General features: G+C 51.5%; 20 protein-coding genes and 1 tRNA gene. 9 read left to right on the top strand and 12 right to left on the bottom strand.

From position 1 onward, the window contains the following. Positions 1-9: 9 nt before the first annotated feature. Positions 10-489 (bottom strand): terminase small subunit, encoded by a 480-nt coding sequence (locus G6R38_RS04790; RefSeq protein WP_166820507.1) that lies wholly within the window; start codon positions 487-489, stop codon positions 10-12. A 304-nt stretch (positions 490-793) separates the two neighbouring features. Here G6R38_RS04790 and G6R38_RS04785 point away from each other — a divergent pair, with 304 nt between their 5' ends. From G6R38_RS04785 to G6R38_RS04765, 5 genes are all read left to right on the top strand, one after another. Beyond that, on the top strand, positions 794-2,038 hold the full coding sequence (locus G6R38_RS04785) for a ParB/RepB/Spo0J family partition protein (protein WP_166820506.1): 1,245 nt from the start codon (positions 794-796) through the stop codon (positions 2,036-2,038). Positions 2,039-2,093: 55 nt separating this feature from the next. Next, positions 2,094-3,068: a hypothetical protein gene (locus G6R38_RS04780; protein WP_166820505.1), complete on the top strand. Its 975-nt coding sequence runs from the start codon at positions 2,094-2,096 to the stop codon at positions 3,066-3,068. A gap of 86 nt (positions 3,069-3,154) precedes the next feature. Beyond that, on the top strand, positions 3,155-4,111 hold the full coding sequence (locus G6R38_RS04775) for a DNA cytosine methyltransferase (RefSeq protein ID WP_261345355.1): 957 nt from the start codon (positions 3,155-3,157) through the stop codon (positions 4,109-4,111). A 32-nt stretch (positions 4,112-4,143) separates the two neighbouring features. Beyond that, on the top strand, positions 4,144-4,416 hold the full coding sequence (locus G6R38_RS04770; protein WP_166820503.1) for a hypothetical protein: 273 nt from the start codon (positions 4,144-4,146) through the stop codon (positions 4,414-4,416). 140 nt (positions 4,417-4,556) lie between these two features. Next, positions 4,557-5,486, top strand: a complete 930-nt coding sequence (locus G6R38_RS04765; RefSeq protein ID WP_166820502.1) for a hypothetical protein — start codon at positions 4,557-4,559, stop codon at positions 5,484-5,486. A 32-nt stretch (positions 5,487-5,518) separates the two neighbouring features. On the opposite strand, the gene G6R38_RS04760 is transcribed toward G6R38_RS04765, so the two are convergent. After that, entirely contained in the window at positions 5,519-5,686 is a 168-nt protein-coding gene (locus tag G6R38_RS04760; RefSeq protein WP_166820501.1) for a plasmid mobilization protein, read from the bottom strand. A 27-nt stretch (positions 5,687-5,713) separates the two neighbouring features. Beyond that, positions 5,714-5,950, bottom strand: a complete 237-nt coding sequence (locus G6R38_RS04755) for a hypothetical protein (RefSeq protein WP_166820500.1) — start codon at positions 5,948-5,950, stop codon at positions 5,714-5,716. A 242-nt stretch (positions 5,951-6,192) separates the two neighbouring features. Here G6R38_RS04755 and G6R38_RS04750 point away from each other — a divergent pair, with 242 nt between their 5' ends. Continuing rightward, on the top strand, positions 6,193-6,330 hold the full coding sequence (locus tag G6R38_RS04750; protein WP_166820499.1) for a hypothetical protein: 138 nt from the start codon (positions 6,193-6,195) through the stop codon (positions 6,328-6,330). Between the two features lie 191 nt (positions 6,331-6,521). On the opposite strand, the gene G6R38_RS04745 is transcribed toward G6R38_RS04750, so the two are convergent. Beyond that, on the bottom strand, positions 6,522-7,025 hold the full coding sequence (locus G6R38_RS04745) for a hypothetical protein (protein WP_166820498.1): 504 nt from the start codon (positions 7,023-7,025) through the stop codon (positions 6,522-6,524). Between the two features lie 820 nt (positions 7,026-7,845). Here G6R38_RS04745 and G6R38_RS04740 point away from each other — a divergent pair. Next, positions 7,846-8,199 carry a hypothetical protein gene (locus G6R38_RS04740; protein ID WP_166820497.1) on the top strand — a complete coding sequence of 118 codons (354 nt, stop codon included), beginning with the start codon at positions 7,846-7,848 and terminating at the stop codon, positions 8,197-8,199. A gap of 68 nt (positions 8,200-8,267) precedes the next feature. Here the strand turns inward: G6R38_RS04740 and G6R38_RS04735 are convergent, their stop codons facing one another. Next, the gene (locus tag G6R38_RS04735) at positions 8,268-9,581 is read right to left on the bottom strand and encodes a site-specific integrase (protein WP_166820496.1); all 1,314 of its coding nucleotides are present in this window, start codon (positions 9,579-9,581) and stop codon (positions 8,268-8,270) included. An 89-nt stretch (positions 9,582-9,670) separates the two neighbouring features. Between G6R38_RS04735 and G6R38_RS04730 the strand changes: the two genes are divergently transcribed. Continuing rightward, positions 9,671-9,741, top strand: a tRNA-Val gene (locus G6R38_RS04730). 426 nt (positions 9,742-10,167) lie between these two features. Here G6R38_RS04730 and G6R38_RS04725 read toward each other — a convergent pair. Further along, complete coding sequence (locus G6R38_RS04725; protein ID WP_166820495.1) at positions 10,168-14,067, bottom strand: PAS domain S-box protein; 3,900 nt, start codon at positions 14,065-14,067, stop codon at positions 10,168-10,170. 75 nt (positions 14,068-14,142) lie between these two features. Here G6R38_RS04725 and G6R38_RS04720 point away from each other — a divergent pair, with 75 nt between their 5' ends. Further along, a complete protein-coding gene (locus tag G6R38_RS04720) occupies positions 14,143-14,382 on the top strand; it encodes a hypothetical protein (protein ID WP_166820494.1) in 240 nt (79 codons plus the stop codon). On the opposite strand, the gene G6R38_RS04715 is transcribed toward G6R38_RS04720, so the two are convergent. The 6 genes from G6R38_RS04715 to G6R38_RS04690 form a co-directional block, all read right to left on the bottom strand. Then, entirely contained in the window at positions 14,379-14,846 is a 468-nt protein-coding gene (locus tag G6R38_RS04715; RefSeq protein WP_166820493.1) for a DUF4385 domain-containing protein, read from the bottom strand. The genes G6R38_RS04720 and G6R38_RS04715 overlap by 4 nt on opposite strands. A gap of 34 nt (positions 14,847-14,880) precedes the next feature. Further along, entirely contained in the window at positions 14,881-16,044 is a 1,164-nt protein-coding gene (gene uvsE, locus G6R38_RS04710) for a UV DNA damage repair endonuclease UvsE (protein WP_166820492.1), read from the bottom strand. 589 nt (positions 16,045-16,633) lie between these two features. Then, positions 16,634-17,989, bottom strand: coding sequence for a DUF1552 domain-containing protein (locus tag G6R38_RS04705; RefSeq protein WP_166820491.1), 1,356 nt, complete (start codon positions 17,987-17,989; stop codon positions 16,634-16,636). 10 nt (positions 17,990-17,999) lie between these two features. Beyond that, complete coding sequence (locus G6R38_RS04700) at positions 18,000-20,477, bottom strand: DUF1588 domain-containing protein (protein ID WP_166820490.1); 2,478 nt, start codon at positions 20,475-20,477, stop codon at positions 18,000-18,002. Between the two features lie 301 nt (positions 20,478-20,778). Continuing rightward, positions 20,779-21,903, bottom strand: coding sequence for an AAA family ATPase (locus G6R38_RS04695; RefSeq protein ID WP_166820489.1), 1,125 nt, complete (start codon positions 21,901-21,903; stop codon positions 20,779-20,781). Then, the gene (locus G6R38_RS04690) at positions 21,900-22,709 is read right to left on the bottom strand and encodes an RNA ligase family protein (RefSeq protein WP_240928069.1); all 810 of its coding nucleotides are present in this window, start codon (positions 22,707-22,709) and stop codon (positions 21,900-21,902) included. Before G6R38_RS04690 ends, G6R38_RS04695 begins: the two co-directional genes overlap by 4 nt. Between the last annotated feature and the right edge of the window lie 318 nt (positions 22,710-23,027).

Below are 23,027 nucleotides of genomic sequence, written 5' to 3'. Positions count from 1 at the left end.
CAAGTTCGCTCAGTCCTCCCCCTTACTGAGCAACGCCAACGTATCGAAAACAAGTTGCTCCAAGACTTCTTTTGCTTCGGCTATCGTCTGAAGATTCGTAATGCTGTCGGCGTAACTGTCAGGAATGCGAAGAAGGTGCTTCTTGATTTCACTCGCAAGCCGTGCTTGCGAGTGTTTGACGTCTTCGGCAAGAACAAGTTTTCCTTGCTTCAGTTGCAAATCGTAATCATGAAGTCGCTTCCGAACCTTCTTCAGTTCGATGTCGGCTTGAAGTCGTTGCTCAGTTAGACTTGCGGCTTCGGCCTTCGACTTTGGTTGCAGCTTTTGTTTCTTTGATTTCTTGCGGTTCCGTCGCCATCGTGCAACGGCATCGACATCGTAAGGAGCTTGGTTGAGTTCCTCACAGCCTTGTGTTTTCCAATGCTGGATTGTACGCCTAGCAACGCCTAATTCATCGGCAACGTTTTCTAATGTGTGAAGTAGCGACATACTTTATTTACGGACTCAAAACCTAATAAAACTAGCAATTTTCACACTCGTTTTTTTACCAATGCGCAAAAAGTGTCGAGCATAGGTTCCACGGCCCGTGGCATCGCCGGTTTACAGAACCTATCCGGTCGCCAGATGGTCTGCCATTCTGTCAGTTTGGGCCGGATTCGACCGCTCTCACCGAGTCTTGATGTCTTCAGTTTGGCTTCGAGCATTCGTAGCCGTTGTTCGAGTTCCTTGATTCGTCGCTGGAGTTGTTCAATACTGTCGTTCATATCTTTATCTATGATCGACCGAGCATTCCATGAGCGACAAGTATCGAATCTTTCCTGTTGCAACCAAGCAAGAACGTGCCGAACTCCGAGCTTCCATCGAAGCGGTTGGTTTGCGGAATTCAATCGTGCTCGACGAATACGGCCAAGTGATCGACGGCCACGAAAGGCGTGACGTCTGCACGGAACTTGGCATTGATTGGATGGCCGGAGCCGACGTTCGGATTGGACTAAGCGACGACGAAAAGAAAGCTCTCGCCATCGACTTGAATCTATGGCGAAGGCCGATGCAATTGCCGAGACGAGTGCGGAACAAGCTGATCGAGATTTATCTCGTTGCCAATCCCGAGTTATCCGAGACAACGGTAGCGGAGTTGTTCGGCGTTAGCCAACCGACGATCAACAGACGTAGAAAGGAACTTATTCAAATGAATAAGTTGCCGCCCGCCGTCTCGACGGTTGGCAAGGATGGTGTTCGTCGAAAGATCGGAAAGCGAAAAGGAGCGAGACTCATTGTAAAAAGCCAGCGTGAATTTGAAAGTCTCACGCCGGATTTGGAAGAAATGAAAGACGATCTTCAAGGAATCATCCGAAGGCCAAAGCGCTTTGCATCGGAAGCCAGACGGAAGCGCCGACTCCGAGAAATCGAAGACGTCAAAAACCTGCCGCCGAATATCTCGATTCGAAATTCCGATTGGCGGAAGCTGAAAATCAAACAGCAATCCGTTGATTTGCTTTTGACCGACGTTGTATGGTCCAAGGAGCACTACCAAGATTGGGCCGAACTCGGAGTACAAGCGAAGAAGTGGCTCAAGGCCGATGGGCTTTTTGCGTCGTATATCGGAACGTCTCGGTTGTCTGAGTTCTGCCAAGCAATCGGCGAGAGCCTGTCGTATCTCACGACAATTGCAATTGTCTTCAAAGCGGGAAGCAAAGATTACAAGACCGGCCATATTGAGCGTTGGCGTCCGGTTCCGATCTTCAGTCCAAACCCAGACCGACAGTATTATTTTGACGATGTGATTTACAATCCCGGCATCGAAAAGGACTATGGCGATTGGCAGCAATCGCTCCCGGTCGCAAGACAACTCGTTCTGAAGCTCTCCGATCCTGAGAATCTCATCGTAGACACGCACCTTGGAACTGGAACCAATGCCGTTGCTGTCTCGCAAGTTGGCGAAGGACGTCAATTCGTGGGTTGCGACATCGATGCCGACATGGTTCGAATCGCACGGCATCGAGTAGCGACAGAAGGTATTGAAGAAATGGCTTCGTGATTGGCTTGGAACTGCCTTTTCCAATCAAATCTTCGACCGAACAGCGGGAACCCAAATGACTGACGAAGAAGATAAACTTGCGAATCCATCGCCGATCGAAGTCAGTGTCAGAAACGAACTCGAAGAGGAAGGTGACTGGCTTACAACAAGAGAAATCTGGAAGTGGGTTGCAATCGTATTCGCATTATACGTTGTTGGAGCCGTGCCGCTTCTAGTATTCGGTGTCAAAGACAAAGCCGGATATATCGGCGATGCGTTTGGTGCTATCAACGCCTTATTCAGCGGACTTGCCTTCGGCTTTGTGATCCTGAACTTGTTTGCTCAACGTTATGAGCTAAGGAAGCAACGTCAAGCGATGTTGCTTGCGTTGGATGAATCTGAAAGAGCGAGAGCCGAATATGCAAAGATGGCGAAAGCCCAAGAAGTTTCTGGAGAGCAGTTGCAGAAACAATCGGATTTGATGTTCGTTTCTTCGTACTTGTCGCTATTGGATATGCTCATCCAATCGAAGAATCAAAGATCGACGATGCCAGTTGCCGGTAGTGCTTTTGCGATTGAGTGGGGCAACCAGAAGGAAACACACGCTGAAGTGATAATGGAGCGACTGGCGGGAGTGCATGAATCTGCGTTGGGACGTCTCACAGGGTCGCTCGAAAAGTTTGCGGCTGAGAAGATTCGGTCGAATTGGCTGATCGCATATCAATTTGTTTCGACGCTGGATCGGAATATCAAAGACGACAATCGTGAATCGAACGAAAATGGACGAGACGCCGATATGATTATCACAACCGTAAGGGGAATAGCGGATACCGTAGCGGAACTCAAATCGACGACAGTTCAAAGCAAGCACAGTAAACTCAACGAACTATACAACGCAATTGAACATCATATAAGGAGGTTGTCTACGGAGATTGAACAGATTGAACTGAGAGGAAATCCCGACCGATTCCCGGACTTAGTTAGTGCAGCAGTCGAGGGCTTATCGTCAATTGGCAATGAGCTTGCATATTTTGAGAACGAATACACATAGTTTACATTGCCCCACGCCTTCGGCGTGGGGCTTGACGACATAGTTCTTACCGAGCCAAAAATAGCAATCCGCTCCCTATCTAATGCATGGCTTCATGCATTAGATTTGTTGATTTGTTTTCCGGCATTGGTGGCTTCCATGTCGGTCTGAAGGATTTCGGAACTTGCGTTCTGGCTTGTGAGATCGACGCCAATGCCCGATCGGTCTACCAAAGCAACTTCCCAGACACGCCGATTTGCAACGACGTCACCGAGATAAAAGAACTGCCCGATCACGACATGATCACGGCTGGGTTCCCGTGCCAGCCGTTCTCGGTCGCTGGCAGGCGTCTCGGCTTCGAAGACGATCGTGGCGGCATGTTTAGTCGTATACTTTGGTTGGCTCGGCAGCATTCGACGTCAACATTGCTTCTTGAGAACGTTCCTTTTCTATTGAAACATGACCAAGGAAAGACGTTCGCCACGATCAAGGCGGCTCTCGAAAACGAAGGATACGCCGTCAGTTTCTCCGTTCTAAATGCCGCTGACTTCGGAGTTCCACAAGAACGAAAGCGGTTGTTCATCGTTGCCAGAAGAGAGGGCAAGAATATCGACTTTCCAATTGGCAACATGGACCGAGTTCCGATCAAAGCGATTCTGGAAAACGACGTCGATGGAGAAGAACTGGCTTTCAAGCACAAAGATCGGATTCCTGATCCGATTCCGAAGGAAGGCCGGATTCCGTTGGTGAATCCACAAGGTAAGCTCCATCAATGCGATTATTTGGTTCGATCGTCGAAACCTGCCCCGACCATGACTTACCAAATTTACGCCGTCACGAAGTCGCTGAAAGTGATTTGGCCCGAACTCCGGTTCTTGTCTGCCAGGGAAGTTGCTCGGATCGGCGGGTTTCCTGACGACTTCAAGCTTCATCCGAATCGGAATCGGGTTTACGAACAAATCGGGAATTCGGTAGCGCCGCCAGTCGTTACGGCGATTGCAAGCAAGTTGTTCGGCGACTGTGGGCAAACCAGCGAGTACACAGCACAATCTTCCGATAGGTGATATCCGTTCCCTATTCGAGAAAGGTTGGAAAGATGAAGAAAAATGGTCCTGTCGCTCTTCGGTTTATGATTTCGCTCGGAATCGGTCTGTCGCTTGTTGGCTCGGTCTTCGGCATGGCAACGTTTACGCCTTATGCCTTCGGTACGTTTGCGGCAACCGTGCTGTTCGCTGGCGTCTATTCGGAATTGATCCGCCAGACGGATAGCTTGTCTGCCATCGAATACTATCTTGAACCGGAAGAAGACGTCGAACCGGTTTCGGTCCCTGAACAAAGCCGGGCCGCTCGGCGTCGGTACGCTGGATAAAATCGATATGGTTTTCAAATTCCTTCAGAACGCCCACAAACGAAAGTTTGTGGGCGTTCTGCTTGTCGCTTGCGGAATCACGATCAATTGTGATCATATCTGAGAGAACAGCCCTATCGTTTTTCTCCGATAAAGACATCATGCGAGACAAGAAGAATCTTTTTGACTTTCCACGTCCCAATCCAATCAATTTGCGAATCTGGTTGATCGTTTTCGCAATCGTTATCGACGTGTCACTCCAGGTAGGAATCGTTCCCTGGCTCGTAAAGTCTCCACCGAATAACGCTGGAACCTTCGGTGATTCATTCGGCTTCGTAAACGCCATTCTCTCTGGATTGGCATTTGCAGGTGTAATCGTAACTATGCTAATGCAGAAGCACGAACTCGAATTGCAACGATTCGAACTCAGGGAATCCCGTGAACAATACGAAAGAAGTGCGACAGCCCAAGAGCAGTCGGAAGCACAATTACAACGGCAAGTATCGCTGATGTTTGTTACCTCCTATCTGGATACCTTGAAGACATTAGCCAATGCCGAGACGACAGACATGCACTTCGACAAGTCTTATCGAGAACCAGAATCTGCTGCGGCTGGAAGATATCTGGAACTAGAACATCTAAGCGAATGCCTCCAACCACAAATTCACGATCTAATTGCGCAAAGCGAAAATACAAGTTTCGCCTTCATAAAGCGCAAAATGGCCACTGCGCTTTCGGCAAACTCACAACACATCGGAAAGTATCGGACAACATGGGAGGGGGGGAATATCACGCAAAGCGACTTCCGCAAATTCTCAGAAAACAGTTCGCAAATTATATTTCGCCTGACTGGACTGAAGGGATACGCAGAAAAGATCAACGAGCGTACTTTGGCAGATATTGGAGAAGAAGCGTCTCTACGATTGATGGCACTCAATGTGCTTGCGTCAAAAGCCAATATTGGCGTCATGAAGAAAGGCGGCAACTACTACTCTTCCGATGAATTCATGCAATTCCTGAATGCAATCAAGAAGGAAGAAGACCAATTGAGGCAGGATACTCTAAAACTTATCCAGTTAGAAACCGCCTGAACGCACTGAGCCTGACACGTTGATTTTTTCTACTACCGCTTTCGATTCTTTGCTTCCAAATTCTCGGCCTTCGCCGCTTGAAACATCTTGAACAATCCACGAATAAAAGCCGACATCGACAAGCCTTGCGTCTTGGCTTCGTCTTTGATTTCTTCCAATTCTTCTTCCGATAGGCAAAATGATGTTACGATTTTTCTCATATAGTTAGTTAGTAATTTCGGGTCGATTTATTTCTTGGAAAAGTAACTTTGGAGTTCGGGCAAGTCGTCTTTGTGATAATACAGTCTTGTTCTTCCTTCGACTCGGTACTCTGGCCTTTTGCAATCGCCGATTCGTTGGCGATACCACAGTTCGTTCCGATACACGCCGAGTTCATCGGCAGCTTCAGCGATTGTAAGTAGCCCTGCCTTCTGTCTATCTTCCTTTGCAGATTGTATCGTCAATTTGATCGTCTTGTTTTCCATGATTAGTTTTTCCTTTTGGTAAAGTGATTTTATCTATATAGTTCGAACTGATTGATTTCTATGCGCATAGAAAAACCCCGCTCCTTTCGGAGCGGGGGCAGTTGGATCACAGCCAACAGAAGTCATACTCTTGGCCTACCGTATCTATAGTTACTAACTTTTCGTTTGTCCGTGCATAGATACTAGCATGGATAATCAACGATTCAGATCGCTCTTCGGGGCATATTCAAAAGACAAGCTATATGAGTTCTGGCAATATCACAAAGAGCGACCAGAAATATATGGCGGATTTCTTCGGCTCGCCGAGAAATGGCGGGATCGGGGCGTTGGCACGATTTCAGCAAATGCCATTTGGCATGTTCTTCGATACGAAATCGTGACTTCGTCGGATGAAGAAACATATAAGCTGCCAAATCAGTATGCGCCGTTATATGCCCGACTCTTGGTTTGGCGGATGCCTGAGTTTGAAGGGATGTTTGAGTTTAGGAAGTGACTTTGTTGGTGTTTGGTCGTTCTGCGCATGGAAAAACCCCATCGCCGAGAGGCGATGGGGTGGGCAATCAAAGGAGTCCTAGTCGGCGTACCAACCGTTAGGATTTTCTTTTTGTCGTGCGGTCCATATTTCGAGTCTCCTCTCCAATCCCTTGATTGACGCCGCCATTCCTTTCTGAATCTTTTCGATTCTCGGGCGGACTGTTTTTCCGAGTTGGAACTCAGTGTACCAGCCTCTTGACGGCTTATGGATCAGTCGTCCGTTTTCTTCGATTTCTTGCCGATTCAGGCGAATTGTTTTCGTTTCGAAGTCCCATTGCTTCACGTACCAGAATCTTTCCGTCTTCTTTGCCGTTGGATAGTGCCAAAGGTGATAATCGTACATCGTTTCGCCATCCGAGAACGAATAGACGTCTTCGTCCTTGAGTTCTTCAACTGCTTTGGTCAAATATGCATGGCAAGATTTCGTTTGTGCCAAATGGTCTTTGGTAACTCGAATGCCCGACGAAGGTTTTCGCTCCGGCCTTTTTCCTGATAGCCAGCGAAAATCTTCCGTTTCTATTGTTGTTTCTATGATTTGCATGTCTGCAACTCCTTTTGATTGAATTTGATTTGAGAACTATAGTCTTGATCCGGTCTAAAAGGAAGACGTTTTCATTCTGCTCTACAATCCTTGAAGGCGTCTACAATGTTCTGGAAAGGTGAAAGTCAAAGCCTTGGGGGATGGGAAAAAATTGAAGGTATTTTGAATTGCTATAGGAATTGGTTGACGAGATTACTAATATACTCTTGTTGTCCAGGTTATGTTTGCCGAGAACTTTCGCCTTTGCATCTTTCATGCAAGAAAAAGAACTCTGGATATGGCTTGATCCTATTGGAAACAGTAGGAGACATATCTTTTCTATTCCTGAGCCTTGTGCAGACGAATAAGGAAGTAACTTTGAATTGCCGTCACGGGAGCAAGTAACAGATAGCAGAAAACCAGGCGACGATTAGGTATATCCTATCATGCGGGGGTGCGTCCTGGTCCATGTGAAACTGACTCCGGTCAGAAGTGAAATAAGCGATAAGACAATTAGTTGACCACTCTGATTGTCTTCTGTCTAAGTTCGAAAAAGAAGATTGATAAGGACAACTGAATAAGAAGGAACTAAGAATACCCACTTTTCACGGGGGAAGCCCCCGCTGTATAAAGTGGATCGGTTGCCTGCAATAGCTTCAACTCCATACCGTGATGGAGTTGAAGCTGTTTCTTTGGAGTCGAAAACAACAATTCCGATTGATTGTAGACCGCTCTAGTCTTCACGCCCTATTGTAAAGCGCAAATCTGAAATGTCGGCCTTGAGCTAGTTTTTGATTTCGGTATCCTATTCTGACAATTCAAATCTAGTAGGATTCAGAAAATGAAGACAGCAAACCCAAAACCTACGGTAGACCAACTCGTCCAGCGGCTAATTGAATTCATCAAGGACGATCCGGTGACGTTAGATAATTTCGATATCCTGCCGTCGTACCATGTATTTGATGATTGGCACCTTTTTGAAGGCGAAGCAGCAAGGATTACAGACGACTGGAGTGTCTTCGCCAAAGCAGTCGAGATCACTGCGGAGGACGACTATGGTCGTGAATTTTTGACTGACGACAAAGTCGTCGAATACACGATTTCGCCGTTCAATCCAGACACGAACGAATTTGAGGATCAAATCGTGTTGGTCCATGACCTACTTGCAAATGAGTGGAGAGAGTTTTGGAGTTGACTACGAACAACAAAACCCCGTCGCCATTCGGCGACGGGGTTCTTTTCGTCGAAGCAGAACCGAAGAAGTCACTGTGCAGTCGTCGGAAACCCGAACTGTTCGCCGAGCCAAGCGACAGCGGCGTTGAACCGATCCTGACTCGGAACACGGTAAAATTGATCCGTGATCGTTCTCGGCGAATGACCTGCGAAATACTGAGCGTAGCGGGCGAATTCGTCGTGACCGTCAAGCTTGGTGATTGCGGTCTTTCGTAAGTCTTCAAGCGTTCCCCAAAAATCCTTCTTCTTCAGTTTCGTGCGATATCGACCGAATTGCCGACCGATCAGGTTCTTTCGCTTCCGTTTGTTCTTCTTGGTTTTGTCGTTGTGAAGTTCTTCAATGTACAAAACCGTGTTGTCTTCGGACGTCAGAAGATATTCGGGATGATTGGATCTATATTTCTCCAAGAGTTCGAAAGTCTCGTCCCAGAGACGATACGTGACGGTCGGAACGCCTTCCTCATCCCGCTCTTTCCGACGTTTGAACCTGATTGTTCTGGCTTCTGGATCGAAGGTATTGAAGGTTTTCCCTTTGTCGTCGGTTGCAGTATGCCGCCAAGTTCCAACGTCGCCTTCGTAACATCCTGAATTCAACATGAGCAAGTAGAAGAGTCGCTTCGGACCATCGACGACACGGAATAAGTCTTCAACGGCTTCGTCGCTCCAGATTTTGATTATTCGTTTCTTCGGAACTCTGATTCCGGTCCCCCGCTTCCGCAAGTTCGAAATCGGCTCAATAACCTTTGCCGTGTCTCCGCACCATTCCAGGAAATTCTTCGTCGTCGTAAGCGTATCTCGGGCGGTAAACTCCGATGCGCCTTCAGCAATTTGATCTTGGAGCTTGGCTCGGAATTCGAGGAACTTCATGCCATCGGCGTGAAGAATGTTCGGGCAGAAATCGGCGAACTTCTGCAATTGGTTTCGGTTGTTGTCGAGCGTTCCTGCGGTGATTTCTTTCGATCGGACGTCGGAGAGCCGGAATACAAGCCATTGGTCGATGAGTTTCGACGTTTCATAGACTTCGGATTCGGCGGTATTCTTTCGAGCTTCGGTCGCCTGGAAATCGGTCAAACCGAGATTCTGCAAAGCAATGTCCCGCAAGCTCCCGAAACCTTCTTTCGGCAAAGCTTGCAAATCGACGTCAGCGGTTTGTTCCTGTTCAATCTTGGCTTTGATCTTCTCCCGCCATTCGATGAACTCCTGCCATGCCAACGAACGATTTCGGCGTGACTCCTGATCGTAAGCAGACGACTTCCAAGGTTGTTTGTTGTACGATTTCCGCCATCTGACTTTGCCGCTCGGCAACGTTTCCGGTTTCCCCAGTTTGATCTTTTCCTGTGGCATTTCTTGCGTTCCTCTTCGGAGTCCCGTGGGCAACTTTTCGTGGGCAATCTGACCAGGAAATTGCCCACGAAGGCGAAATATACCCCAAAAACCCTAGGGAAACAATGTTGGTCCCACGTTGACATCGTGGAGGTCACAGGTTCGAGTCCTGTCACGTCCATTTTTAACGTCAGAAGTGACAAAAAGTTACGACACGCCGACTTGGTCCACTAAGGACTAAGTCGGCGTGCTTCGTTAATCGCTCCGCTATTCTGCATTTGTTGTTGCAATCGGAACGGAAATCCGAGGGATTCGGCTATGAATGGCAATCATCGCTAGAAGTCGCGATCGAGGTCAGCATCGCCTTACCTTGTTATACGACGGATGATTGCTCGTTCCGAGTTTCCCCTGTCTTCTCCGCCAATCTGGTGGTTATCTAAAGGGCATTTCTCATCGTATAATCGTATGCCCGCAGAACGACATCGACGTTGGCTTCAGTAACGTGAGTACCGTTAACACTTAGACGCCGTTTTCCCATTAGAATGGGGGCAAAGTTCCGAATATCAGTGTTTGAGAGGGAATCACGAATGTCGATCAGCAGCTCGGGTCAGATCCGGTCGGCCAGTTCGGCAAACAGTTTTTGCAGGGAGTCCGGTTCGGCAGGCTTGACGAAGTGGTGGTCGAATCCCGCATTTTCGGTGCGTTGTCGATCTTCGTCCTGGCCCCAACCGGTCAACGCGACCAGAATCATGTCGCTGCCCCACTCATGAGTTCGGATGTGCTGAGCAGCTTCGTAGCCGTTCATGACTGGCATTCCAATATCCATCAAGACCACATGCGGGCGGAATGTCTGTGCCGATCGGACAGCTTGAGAACCGTCATAAGCCGTCTGCACCTCGTTTCCGAGCATCTTGACAACCACCGTTAGCATGTCTGCGGCTGCTTGGTTGTCGTCGACGATCAGTACGCGAAGTTTCGACTTCTCGGCAACAGAGCGATCGACTGGCGACTCAGGTTTCTCGGCAGGAGAATCCGTCAGAATCGGCAGTCGCACCGTAAACTCACTGCCTTGGTCCGCACCTGCGCTGCGGATTTCGATTCGGCCGTTATGCATTTCGACAAGCCGTTTGACCAATGTCAGTCCGATGCCAAGCCCCCGATAACCTTTCTCCAACGGTTGGTCGATTTGGCTGAACATCTCGAAAATGCCGGCTTGCAACTCCATCGGAATGCCAATGCCGTTGTCTTTCACAGTGACACACACCTGGTGGTCCTGATGATGAGCAGTCAGTTCGAGGCAACCACCCTCTGGTGTGTACTTGGTGGCATTGTTGAGTAGATTCGAGAAGACTTGAGCCAGGCGGTTGGGGTCGGCACTGAGGTGGATCGTCTGGGACGGCATGGTCACGGTCAGTTCGTGGTTGGCCTCGTCGATGAAGGGACGAGCGGCTTCCACTGCACTCTGCATAACATCGTTGAGGGCCACCCGGCAAGTTTGGAGTGTCATCTTGCCTTGTGTGATCCGAGAGACATCCAACAGGTCGTCGATGAGTCGCACCATTTGGCGAGTCTGTCGCTCCATCATGCTGCGGGTCTCTTCCATAGCCACCGGGTCGCCCATTGACAGTTTCATCACCTCCAAGCCCGTGCGAATGGGAGCTAGCGGGTTACGGAGTTCGTGGCCGAGCGTGGCCAAAAACTCTGTCTTCCGCCGATTGGCTTCAGACAAGTCAGCGGCCACTTGTCGAAGATTGTCCTCCAGGTGTCGTTGCTTGGTCTGGTCCCGCATGACCTTCATGAAACCAATCAGCCGATCCGATTCGTCATGTAAGGCCGAGGTGATGCCGTTGGCGAAGAATCGCGTGCCATCCATTCGCTGCATCCAACGATCGTTCCCGGTACTGCCATTAGTTGCAGCTTCGTCCAACTCTCGTTGAGGAACGCCAGCCTTCACATCCTCGGGAGTGAAGATGGTGGATACGATGTCTTGGCCCAGAAACTCGGACTCCTCGAAACCCAGCACCTGACGGACGCCTTCGTTCCAAGTCGTCGCACGGCCATCGACGTCGGTCATGAAGATCGCGTAGTCTTGGACTTGCTCGACCAACGTGCGAAATCGCTGTTCGTTCTCTCGCAACGCCGCCTCAGCGAGCTTACGATCGGTCAAGTCGATTCCCTGGACCAGGATGCCGGTGACTGTGTCATCAGGGCCACGCAGAGCTTGGTAAACGAAGTCGAGATACCGTTCCTCGGGCGGATCGCCGGGCTGTCGTTGCAGGAGAACCGACATATCGGTACCGACGAACGGTTCCCCGGTCTGGTACACGCCGTCAAGCAACTCAAACAATCCTTGACCTTCGACTTCAGGAAGTGCCTCTCGTGCGGGAAGACCAAGCAGCTTGCGGTGCCCGACAACTTGGTAGTATCGATCGTTGGCTCGCTCGAACACGTGGTTCGGACCGGTCAAAACACACATGAACGACGGAGCCCGTTGAAACACATCGATTAGTCGTTCGCGTTCGGTCTCGATCTCTTTGAGCAACCGTTTTTGTTCGGATTCGGCCCGTTTGCGTTCGGTAATATCACTGAAGAGAATCGCAACTTGGCGGGCCTCTGGCTCTCCGATCCGAGATGCGAAGACGTCAAACCAGCGTCCAAGCGTCGGGGACTCGTTGATGAAACGGACTGGCTCGCCGGTGGTCGCGACTCGACCGTAGATTTCAAACCAATGCGGTTCCAGTTCCGGGGCCAGTTCTCGCGCGGTCTTACCGGCTGCATCTTGCAGTCCGGTGTTCTGCGCGAAGACGCGGTTGATTTCGAGGAACCGGTAATCGATCGGCTGACCGGCGTCGTCAAACATCATCTCGACGATACAGAACCCTTCGTCGATCGACTCGAACAAAGTGCGATATCGCTCCTCGCTGTCCCGCAAGGCCGCTTCGGCCTGTTTGCGATCGGTGACGTCGGTATGCACGCCGACCCACTCGCGGATTTCGCCCTCACCGTTTACGACAGGGACTGCCCGAATCGAACACTCTCGCCATTGGCCGTCCCGGCGACGGACACGGTGCTCGAACTCGAACAACCGTTTCTCAGCGACCGCTTGATTCCAGGCCTCGATCGTTGGCTGGGCATCCTCAGGATGCACGACGTTCGCCCAGCCGTAGCCCTGATACTCGTCTTCACTTTGCCCGGTGAAGTTCCCCCAACCGGGTTGCTCGCCTTCCATCTGACCTTCGGCGTTGTTGGTCCAGATCAAACTGCTGACGACGCTCACCGCGGCTCGAAACCGTTCTTCACTCTCGCGCAAGGCTTGTTCGGTTCGCATGCGTTCGGTGAGATCGAGCATCGAGCCAACCATTCGGATCGGCCGACCGTTCTCGTCATGCACAACTCGACCGCGATCGAAGACGAAGGCGGAATCACCGTTCGCTCGCAGAAAACGGTACTCCGCACTCCACCGCTCCTGACCACCTTCGATCGCTTCGTGAATGCCGTGAACGACTCGCTCACGATCGTCGGGGTGGATGTGTTCAACCCACCAATTCGCTTCCGGACCGACTTGTTCGGCCGTATAGCCAAAGCGGGTTTGCACACCTTCGTTCCACGTCACTTGGTTCGTGACCAATTCCCAATCCCAAATGGCGTCGTTAGCCGCTTCACTAATCAGTCGATAACGCCGTTCACTCTCGCGGACTTGCCGTTGCGATTCTCGTTGCTCGGTCACGTCTCGAAAGATCAGGACGACTCCGATAATCGTTCCTGCGTCGTCGCGAATCGGAGAGGCACTGTCGTCGATCGGGCATTCACTGCCGTCTCGCGAGATCAAGACCGTGTGATTCGCCAGCCCGACAATTACACCTTCCCGCAGAACTTTCTCCACGGGATTCTCGACTGGTTGACGAGTTTTCGCGTTGATGATCGAAAACACAGCGGTCAACGGTTGGCCCAAGGCGTCTGAGCGAGACCAGCCGGTCAAGGTTTCCGCGACCGGATTGAGCAGAGTCACGCGGCCTTCTGCGTCAGTGGTGATTACTGCATCGCCGATGCTATCCAACGTCACGCCCAGTAAATCGCGTTCTTGTTGAAGCTCCTGCTCGGCCAGTTTTCGCTCGGTGATGTTGCGGATCACGCCGGTCAATCGGATGGTTTTTCTTGAGTCATCACGCTGAGCTTCCCCCTGCTCCTCGACCCACAGAACCGACCCATCGCTGGGACGAATCAGACGAAAATGGCTGTCATACCTACCGCCATGCTCGACACTTTCGTCGACGATCGCCCGATGCCTCTCGACATCGTCCGGATGAACAAGAGCCAACCATTGGGATCGCCGCTGTCGAGAAAAATCATCGGGCAGACGAAGGACTTCGGCGGCGTTTTCCGAGAACGTGATTCGATCGTCGGCGATGTTCCATTGCCATGCGACCATCCGAGCGGCAGCCAGAGCCGTCTGCATTAGTTCTTGGCTTTGGAAAAAGTGATTCTGTTCCGAAGACTCGACCGCCATCCGTGCTTCCCGCGATTCGCTCTTTTGACACTGGATCATTGTATTGGACCGGGCCAATTGTACGACCTGCCCGCAATGACGAATAGCGTCTACTTCGGCTCGATCGGCAAGAGATGCGAAGACGTGGACCACCAAATACCGTCTCAGAGACAACGGTCACAACGCACGGGACTATCGCAATGGTTGGATCACCCTCTTCGGCTATCTGTCGTTGCGACGCCGGTTTTGGTCGCCATGACCGGCCCCGCGGCCGGGAGAATGCATCGGGCGTTGTTCGTATTGGAAGCCGTCTTGTTGAAGAGCGGACATGCTTAGGTTGACTGTTCGTGACGATCTCGGTGCTGTTGTTTCATGCGAAGGTAGTCTTTGTGCTCCCTCGCTTCGACGTACTTAGCATAGAACACTTGCGCTGCCGCCGCTTTTTCTGGATCGTTGGTTCTTGGTAATTCTTCGCCGGTTTCCTTGTCGTATTTTCGACCGCCTTTATGGTTGGCGTAGCGTCTTGCCCGAGTCCAACCCATTTGCAGAAATTTTCGAGCCATATCTGCGCCGACAAAATCGTCAGCGGCTAAGTAGTCAAGAAACATTTGATAGATCACACCGGACGACTGCTCCGCCACGGCTTCCGTTTTGAATCGCCAATGCGGGAGAATCTCGCTTTTGTAGGGTTCGACGAGGAGTACGCCCTGCTCACCTTTTCCGATTCGGTAAAGTTCGGGCTGCTCTCGAAAGTCAATGTTGTCGAAATCGAGTTCGTAGTCGAATGGTAAGTGAGTCATGTCCAGATGGAGATTCCGCAAGATGTCGAAGCAGTCAGTCTTCCATCGATGTTAACAAATCTTCCTTTGCCTTCCGGGATAGGGCCTTGATTGCCAGTTCCCGCTTCAAGGCACTGCTTTGATTTCTCTGCTCTTCCTGATACACGCGAGTCACCGGCAAACGACTGCGGGTGTAGCGTGATGCAGTTCCGGCGTTGTGTTGTTCGATTCGCCGTTTCAGATCATTCGTGATTCCGGTGTAAAGTGACCCGTCAGCGCACCGTAAGATGTACACGAACCAGCGATCCGCTAATTGTTTCTTGAGCTTCAATACCGCCAGTTCTTTCGCCTTCGCTTCGACCTCGATAGTCAATTCGACATCACGCCAGCAGTCAGGAAAGTCCACAATGTTGATGTAGTCGTGATGACGATTTGGTTTCGGCCCTTTCCAGCCTTCAAGTGGACTGGAGAGATGAAACATCGGCTCTCGATTCCATGTGGCGATTGCCTGTGCCGTGGCCTCCTCCACCGTCAGATTGTCTCGATTGCAGCGGTGGTGATGAACGTCGTAGACCAGCGGAATTCCTTCCGACAGGCACATGGGAAGTAAGTCGGATGGGGAGAAGGTGCGATCATCGTTTTCGACGGTCAATCGGCTTCTCGCTCTTTCGGACAGCCGACCAAGAGAGGTGGCGAATTGGGCCAGAGATTCAGGTTTATTGCCATACGCCCCGCCGCCATGAATGTTTACGACGTCGGCCCCTATCCACTCGGCCACTTCGGACTGATATTCGAGTTCTGCAATCGAGCGATCAACGACATCAGGCCGTGGAGAATTTAATACGACGAATTGATCGGGATGGAAACACGTTCGCACACCATGCGATTTAGCGAATTCGCCGCAGTGCTTGAAGCGGTTTATAATCTCCTCGCCATCTGGTAGGTCATGGATGTCGTAACCGCATTCGGCGTGTGTCTTGATCGGTAGTATTTGGCTGTTGACTCTGAAGCAGCCAATGCCGTTCTCGACACAAAAATGGAGCGACGCCAGCAATGCCTCAGCGTTGGAGATGCATAGGTTGGAAAGTTTCGCTAATGCGGGTTCGCGATCCATACCTTTGATCGATTTGACCGTTGTGTTGCGGAACTTGATCGGCTCCTCAAGAAACGTGCAGCAAAGCCCTAGGCGGATTCCGGGTTTGGGAACTAGCATTTCCATCACGAATCGTTCCACCAAGTGATCGAGAGTCGAAGTACGGTCACAATCGATACTCGAATAAAATTGGGCACCTGTGCTACAGCCAACTATTTGTAGTGCTTCCCCACGACCTTGGCCATTCAAACGGTCGTCGCCTGAAATCAGAGAATGTGATTTCGGAGACTACTAAACTTTCCTTGTCCAGTGACGTGACGCAACACTTCCAAATTGAACACGCACCCGTTGTTGTTGCTCGAGTGGTCCTGGAAAATACCCCGTCGGTCATTCGGGCTCGGTTGTGTCCGCAACAACCAATGTTCGGTTCGGGCTTTGCGGTGTCGTTCTGTACCGAATCGGTAGGTGGGGCCAGTGTGGAGCGGTTTCTGCTCGGAGGGCTGAGATTTCTCTCGTCGAACCGACTAGCAGCAGCGTTGCAGAGACCGCGTGAGGATGTGTGCCGCGACATTACGGATGGTTGTCGACGTGGAAAATCGGTCCTACGGTGAGGAGGATGAGCGAACGAAAATGGTACGAGCCAGTTGTTGTCAACCGGCTCGTACCACGCAGTAATCAAGTTCGCGACTGCTTTGGTGAGCAACCGACGGTGTGACTATGCCAGTCCTGTTAGTTCACCACCGGAGCAGAAGTCAGGGTTCCCGAACGATTCGACGGGGTGTCCCATCGCAGAGCAAAAGCTCATCAGTAGGCGGTTGTGGGTGACGCCCTTGAAGTCGTGGGCAACGCCCGTCTTCCAGCCCAATCCGCCGCCAACCATCACGAAGGGAATGTTGTTGCGGGTATGGGAGTTTCCTTTGCCAAGCTCGTTCGTCCAGACGATGGTAGTGTGATCGAGCATCGATCCATCCTGCCCTGGCTCGGGCACTTCCGAGAGCCGTTTCGCCAGGTAGGCGACTTGCTCGCAATACCAGGTATTGATTTTGATCAGTTTCTCGTAAGCCTCTTCGTTCTTATCTGGTTCGTGCGACAAGGTATGATGGCCTTCGTCGATCCCCAGCCACTTCATCCGCGGCTGCCCCACACTATTGGTGATTTGGTAGGTTCCAACACGAGCAAAATCTGCCGCGAAGCTGTTGACGAGAAGATCGATTTGCATCTTGCTCAACAACGGCATGTTTTCGTTCTGCTCTTCGATATTGGGCGGCAAAGTCGGAACCGCATGCCCGACTTCTGTCGCAGACTCCTTAGCTCGCGGTTTGTCTGAACTCAGCTCGATGGACAAGTCTTTTTCCAGTCGTCGAGTCATCTCCAGGTGTTGTTCGAGCAATTGGCGATCTTCACGGCTGATCATTTTCGACAACCGTTGGTAGTCGTCCTGGATTCCGTCCAAAACACTCGCGAGAATCTGACGGTTTTTTTGTTGTCCGTAGAGCTTGTCGAACATCTGATACGGGTCGTCGATGGGCGACATGGGCTGGTTTGGGCCCGCATAGGACATGCGAGTCCAAGTGTCCGCTCGATCGGGCACCATCACGCCAAATTCGAGCGAACCGAAACGAGTCCGGGTTTCTGGGTTTGCTTGAAGCTTGTTCTTGATGAATTGATCGACCGAAATCCCCATCGACCAACCTGCGGGCGTATCGGAACCACCTTGGATATCGCCGGGAAACAATTCGATTCCGGTCAGTAGACAGCCGATACCCCGCATGTGACCATCGCCGTCACCTTTGATCCGGTTACAGACACCGTGCATCGTGATGGTTTGATCGCGGAACGGTTCGAGTGGTTTGAGGATTCTCTTCAGCTCGAAATCCGCCCCGAGTTTCTCCGGCCAGAAATGCTGAGGAATAACGCCGTTCGGGCTGAAAACGAAAATCAGCCTCTGCTTTCGCGGCTGAGATGACACGCCAGCCTGCGATAGGCTCGGAAGTCCCATGGCAAGGTGGGCTCCCAAAGCACTCAATCCGGTTTTTTTGAGGAATTCACGTCGTGTTTCGTAGTGTGTCATCGGTGGGACCTTACTTGGAGGAAATGTTTCGAGAGTTGAGCGTTGCTACGGGAGGCTGTGTTGCAATAACTGCAATCTCGACGAGGAGTTGGTGAAGATTAAAATCAGCGTCCACAAATTTTTGGGTTAAGTGTTGTTGCGTCTCGGCTCCGTAGGCAGCAATCGGTTGTTTTACGAAATGTTGAAATACGCGACTCACAAAAGCTTCGTGGGCGTCGTTGCTGGTTGCCAAATATTCTGCCAAATCCGCTGGCCCAGAAAACGAAACTTCCTGACCGCTGCGATCGATGTAGCTTCCGGTCGAAACAATTGGTCGATCGATTTCCTGTTTTCGGAATCGACCGACAGTGTCGAAATTCTCCAGCGTAAAGCCCAATGGATTGATTTTCGAATGGCAGACTTGGCAAGTGTTACCGCCTGTTTGCAACGCAACGCGTTCTCGCGTCGTCAAATTCGGGTGCAAATCGGGACTGAACGGCGTGAACGCTTCTTGTGGCGGTTGTAACATCCGACCGAGCATGTACCGCATCAGGAAGACGCCCCGATGGATCGGCGAAGTCGTGTCCGAGTAGGCGAGGCCACTCATGAGGTATGGGTGGGAGAGAACTCCTTGGTCAAACGGAGCCTTCGCCGGAATCTTTACCAGCGTTTCGATCGGTTGAAGACCGAGCAAATCTCCTTCGATTGTCGTCGATTCATCGGTAAGCGACCAAGCGTCGCCGTAGAAGCTAGCAATCGATGCTGTTGTGAAATTTGCTTCCGGACGAAATAGGTCGCGAAAGTCCCCATCGGCTCGGAGAACGGCGTCCTCAAGTGTGGCCTCTAAGGACTTTCTAAGGTCGGCAACCAATTCACCGGAGAAATCGGCATATTGATCGCTGTTTTTCTCAATGGCACCCAGATGGCTCAGGTTCAGCCATTCGAAAAGCATGTCGCGTGTTTTCCCTTCGCAGCGATAGTCGCGGACCATTCGCCCGGCCATCTCACGAATTTGCTGATCCGATTCGAGCTGACCCTTCTCCGCGGCTTCCAACAGATTCCGGTCGGTGGGAAGCGAGTCAAACAAGATCAGAGCCAAGCGATTTGCGACTCGGCGACTTTTCGTTCGATCTCGATCTAGGTCCGGATACAGGAATCGCGGTGATTTCAGAATGGTCAGCAATGACCGCTTCATTGCGATTTCATTGTCTTCGCTCGCGTTGAGTTGGTCCGCGATGTAGAACTGTTTCTCACGTTCAGAAAGCGGTCCCCGAAATGCCAACTCAGCGAGTTCGGTGAGAAACGCTTGCAATTTCGCCCGATCGTCTCCGCCGTCTTTCCGATGTCTCTTCAGGTACTCTCCCCAAAGTTCTTCGCTCGCAATCTTCGAGAACTCGACTGCCGCTCCCGTTGTCGCCTCGTCCCAGGTTCGATCGACATTCAACCCGCGATCGAAACCGTAGCTTCTGTCATCGGGCGGCAATTTCGCTTGGAGGGCAAATGTTGGTGGCGGCGATGTTGCGAGCAGATGTCGATTCGGAATCACCTCTTCGGTACCATGAGGTGTCACCCAGGACAGGCTGACAGTCACCGGCGGTTGTTCGGTTTTGCGTTTCCGTTGGTAGAGTTCGATCTGCACAGGGTAGACACGCCCCGCCAACAAGAAAATCGATTTGCGAAACTCCGTCTTGTCACCAGACTGGACGTGATTATCGATGAACAGCCGATCAAACGCTCCAAACCGCATTCGAAATGCTGCCGTCGACCGCACGACAATCTCATAGCGACCGGTTTCGTTGACTTTGAGTCCTGTCCGCCAGTTCACGTAGAACGCTTCGGACGAAATTCCTTCGCCTGGGCTGTCTTTTCCCCAATCAAAATTGATGTAGGGATCGACACGTTCAATTTTCAGATTTTCCCGCTTCCACCGAGAACCGTCAAAGTAATTGGCGTTTACGCCGTGCTTGTTCTCTCGCCACATACTTCCGCGAGAATAACCAAATAAGTCAGCGAGACTTTGCCTGAGCTGGTTGTTCGTGAGGTGCGTCAGCTCGATTCGCGGCGGGCGGTTTCGCAGACGAGCCGCTTCGCTGTAGAACGTGTGGTGCATCCACTCAGCCACCGCCTGCGCATCTTCGGCTAAACACGCTTTCGGATCGTCCTTGGGCATCGTTTCGGAGATGACTTTGGCCAGTTGACCAGCCGTTTCGTCACCGATGAGAGGCAACTCATAGATGCCTCCCACGCCTTCGCCGTTTTCACCGTGACAGTCGACACAAGACGAATTCCAAATCCGTGCCCCTTTTTCACGAACGACGTCCGTTTCGGAAGCGTGTCCCACAGAGTTCAGCGTCAACGCGAGAAAGACAAACATCGTCGTCAAAGCGAGGTTGCGACACGTTCCTAGCCACTTCTTGAGGAATGGTTTGGAAACGGCGACTGCGTTTGTCGAATTTTGGCGTTGGATGGGCATTTCCATTGTATGTGAGGTCAACTGGCTTGTGGGCATCTGGGGAGATTGTGGGGAAGGATCAATATTCAATTATACTTGCAGTGCTTTCGAGGACAAGTTTATCAGCTGTCGCTGCTGAGAAGAACTGCCGAACCCGATGTCGTCGAAGCACCGGTTCCGACGTTTTTTACGGGGAAGTATGAAAAAGGCAGCATGCGTCGGCCAATCCATCGATGGAAGAACTCTTCCAGACTTCCCCATTTCATGAAATTCTATGGCAAACTTGGTTGTCAGAGAACACGAAATTCCATGGCAACCGCTTGATGGAGAGGCCGGCGCCGCGAGGCGATCAACGAGCTCATCGATCGGTCTTGCCGTCGCTGAGCACCAGCCGGTGACACTCGAGCCACGTCGGCGGCTCGCATTTCTCAGCCAACTTGTGGATGACACCTTCAGGCACGGACTTGGTCCGCGCTCGGTTTTGCCGGAGCAGCGTTTCATAGGGCGGTTCGAGGTACACGATCTCAATGCTCGCATTGTAATCGGCAAACAGGTCGAGCCAGCGGCGACGGGTCTGCCGCATTGTGTTCGTCGCGTTGAAGGCAAACGAAGTTCCTGACCGTAGGAACTCCCGACACCGCTCCCGCGCGGTTTGGGCGACCTGCCCTTGGTTGTCCGTCGGATCAACCCCAAGTTCGCCACGGATTTCGTCGAGCGAGACTACTGGAAGTTCGCTGCGATTTCTGGATAACCACGTATCCTTGCCGCTACCAGGAAGACCGGCCATTAGCATGACAGTGCAAGAAAAGTTCTCGTGCGGAACGTACTGCAGATTCGACTCCCCCTGCTGGAAAAACGTGAAGCGGGCATGGTCGGTGGCGAACGGATATGGCTGGTCGTAGCAGTTCGCTTCTTCCGCCATTAGCTTCCAGAAGTGGAGTTTTTCCTCCGGCCGAGCCATCGATTCAGTGTCCCGGCCGCGGGTGTCCGCGAGAGCAAACAGATACAACAGCCGATTGTCAACGAGCCACGACAACCGGACGACTTCGTGCGTCGGTTCATCGCGTTCAAGCAGGAACACTGGTCGCCCGTGGTAACGGACCATCCTTGCGATTTGCTCTCGCGTTGCCAGATCACAACCAAGATCACGCAGGATGTTGCGTGCGACGTGTTCCCCTTTGACGGCATGTTTCGGGGAGCGGACTCGCCCTGATTCGGGATCGATTTCGGTCGTCAACGGCTTGGCGACATCATGAAAAATTGCTGTGAAAACCAGGATGGTCTGTTCATGCGACGAGAGCGAAGGCCATTCGTCCAAGTCGAGCAATTGTTCGAGGACCATCTTCGTGTGCGTCCAGACATCCCCTTCGGAATGCCACCCGGCGTCCTGAACACAGTCCGCCATCGCCTGGCACCACGCCTGGGTTTCGGCCCAAGCCGTGATATCGTCGAGTGAGGATTCTTGGAGTTGCTTCCAGTTCATTGCCAGATATCCACATGCTCGGCCAATTGGTTCGGCACCATCTGCTGATGCTGCCAGTGTGTGCTTTGCTTGATCTTCTCGACAAACTCAGGCCGTACAAACTTTGCCCGTCCGGTCACCATGCCGTCTGCTTCGGTCCGTAGGTATAGACCTTCCATCAGGTTATCAGGGCGGTTGGTGATTGGGTTGTCAAAGTGGCTGTCGAAATGCGACGGCCCGATCAGGTCTTTCAAGCCATCCTGTTTTAATCGGCCGGTATGAATCACGGGCACCGTTTGGACTCCCGTGCCGGCGAGCAGCGATAACCGATCCTCCAATACCAGAAAGATTTCCTGCTGTTTGTCGAAGATGTCAAACTCGAAGAAGTAATGGGTGAGCTTGCGGTAATGGATTGAATGCCGGGCGTAGACCCATTCGCCAAACAGTATGAAACGGTCCTGCAACTGCTCCTTGAGCACATGCCGTTTGACGGCTGCCCATTGTTTGAACAAGTCGTACTGCGGGTGCATGCCTTCGGTGACTCGATGTCCCCGGCATTGCAGAATCATTTCCCCAGAATCCGAGAAGTGAATACCGACATTCGTACCGTCAATCTTTTCTTCGACAATCAACGACTCATCGGCGATAAACGCCTGCGACTCTGCTTCGCCAAGATGCTTATCGTCGGCGGTTCCCGTGGACCCAAATAGATGAGGTGTGCGGGGATACTTGGTGAAGTCACCATGAGAAGCACCCATCATCGGGTTCCTTGGGGTTTGGAGAAAGGAAACGAATGACCGCACAAATTCGTCATCGGCTGTTGTCATTCCGGAAATCGTTTGATCATTATGCTTACGCACGTAAAGGTGACACGAAGTTCCTACAAATGGTTCACTGAGAGCCAGGTCGCTGTCGCGCGGTCTAGAAATTCCGTTGTCGACGTCGGTCGAGTAGATTCGTCATTTGTCGTCGGACTGGTGGGCCAAGAAACGGTGTCGGTGTTTTTGACACCAGACCACTGATCAGGACCGGATGTTCATCCTGTTGGGCGGATGCCATCGTAAGAAACTGCGTTAAACGAACGAGACAGCAAGACGAGTTGCTTTGGAAAAGTGGGGAACGGACACTCGCTGCGGGAGTCCTCG

This window comes from Thalassoroseus pseudoceratinae, from assembly GCF_011634775.1.
Lineage (GTDB): Bacteria > Planctomycetota > Planctomycetia > Planctomycetales > Planctomycetaceae > Thalassoroseus > Thalassoroseus pseudoceratinae.
The sequence above is the reverse complement of the archived record's forward strand: the minus strand, read 5'-3'. Positions and strand labels throughout refer to the sequence as shown.

What these genes read in the sequence shown, in the direction of transcription:
- G6R38_RS04740 (WP_166820497.1), top strand. Translation starts at nt 7,846, where the DNA reads ATGAAGACAGCAAACCCAAAACCTACGGTAGACCAACTCGTCCAGCGG.
- G6R38_RS04770 (WP_166820503.1), top strand. Translation starts at nt 4,144, where the DNA reads ATGAAGAAAAATGGTCCTGTCGCTCTTCGGTTTATGATTTCGCTCGGA.
- G6R38_RS04755 (WP_166820500.1), bottom strand. Translation starts at nt 5,950, where the DNA reads ATGGAAAACAAGACGATCAAATTGACGATACAATCTGCAAAGGAAGAT.
- G6R38_RS04725 (WP_166820495.1), bottom strand. Translation starts at nt 14,067, where the DNA reads ATGGCGGTCGAGTCTTCGGAACAGAATCACTTTTTCCAAAGCCAAGAA.
- G6R38_RS04760 (WP_166820501.1), bottom strand. Translation starts at nt 5,686, where the DNA reads ATGAGAAAAATCGTAACATCATTTTGCCTATCGGAAGAAGAATTGGAA.
- G6R38_RS04690 (WP_240928069.1), bottom strand. Translation starts at nt 22,709, where the DNA reads ATGACAACAGCCGATGACGAATTTGTGCGGTCATTCGTTTCCTTTCTC.
- uvsE (WP_166820492.1), bottom strand. Translation starts at nt 16,044, where the DNA reads ATGGAAATGCTAGTTCCCAAACCCGGAATCCGCCTAGGGCTTTGCTGC.
- G6R38_RS04700 (WP_166820490.1), bottom strand. Translation starts at nt 20,477, where the DNA reads ATGCCCACAAGCCAGTTGACCTCACATACAATGGAAATGCCCATCCAA.
- G6R38_RS04745 (WP_166820498.1), bottom strand. Translation starts at nt 7,025, where the DNA reads ATGCAAATCATAGAAACAACAATAGAAACGGAAGATTTTCGCTGGCTA.
- G6R38_RS04785 (WP_166820506.1), top strand. Translation starts at nt 794, where the DNA reads ATGAGCGACAAGTATCGAATCTTTCCTGTTGCAACCAAGCAAGAACGT.
- G6R38_RS04705 (WP_166820491.1), bottom strand. Translation starts at nt 17,989, where the DNA reads ATGACACACTACGAAACACGACGTGAATTCCTCAAAAAAACCGGATTG.
- G6R38_RS04750 (WP_166820499.1), top strand. Translation starts at nt 6,193, where the DNA reads ATGAGTTCTGGCAATATCACAAAGAGCGACCAGAAATATATGGCGGAT.
- G6R38_RS04735 (WP_166820496.1), bottom strand. Translation starts at nt 9,581, where the DNA reads ATGCCACAGGAAAAGATCAAACTGGGGAAACCGGAAACGTTGCCGAGC.
- G6R38_RS04790 (WP_166820507.1), bottom strand. Translation starts at nt 489, where the DNA reads ATGTCGCTACTTCACACATTAGAAAACGTTGCCGATGAATTAGGCGTT.
- G6R38_RS04695 (WP_166820489.1), bottom strand. Translation starts at nt 21,903, where the DNA reads ATGAACTGGAAGCAACTCCAAGAATCCTCACTCGACGATATCACGGCT.
- G6R38_RS04775 (WP_261345355.1), top strand. Translation starts at nt 3,155, where the DNA reads ATGGCTTCATGCATTAGATTTGTTGATTTGTTTTCCGGCATTGGTGGC.
- G6R38_RS04765 (WP_166820502.1), top strand. Translation starts at nt 4,557, where the DNA reads ATGCGAGACAAGAAGAATCTTTTTGACTTTCCACGTCCCAATCCAATC.
- G6R38_RS04715 (WP_166820493.1), bottom strand. Translation starts at nt 14,846, where the DNA reads ATGACTCACTTACCATTCGACTACGAACTCGATTTCGACAACATTGAC.
- G6R38_RS04780 (WP_166820505.1), top strand. Translation starts at nt 2,094, where the DNA reads ATGACTGACGAAGAAGATAAACTTGCGAATCCATCGCCGATCGAAGTC.
- G6R38_RS04720 (WP_166820494.1), top strand. Translation starts at nt 14,143, where the DNA reads ATGACGAATAGCGTCTACTTCGGCTCGATCGGCAAGAGATGCGAAGAC.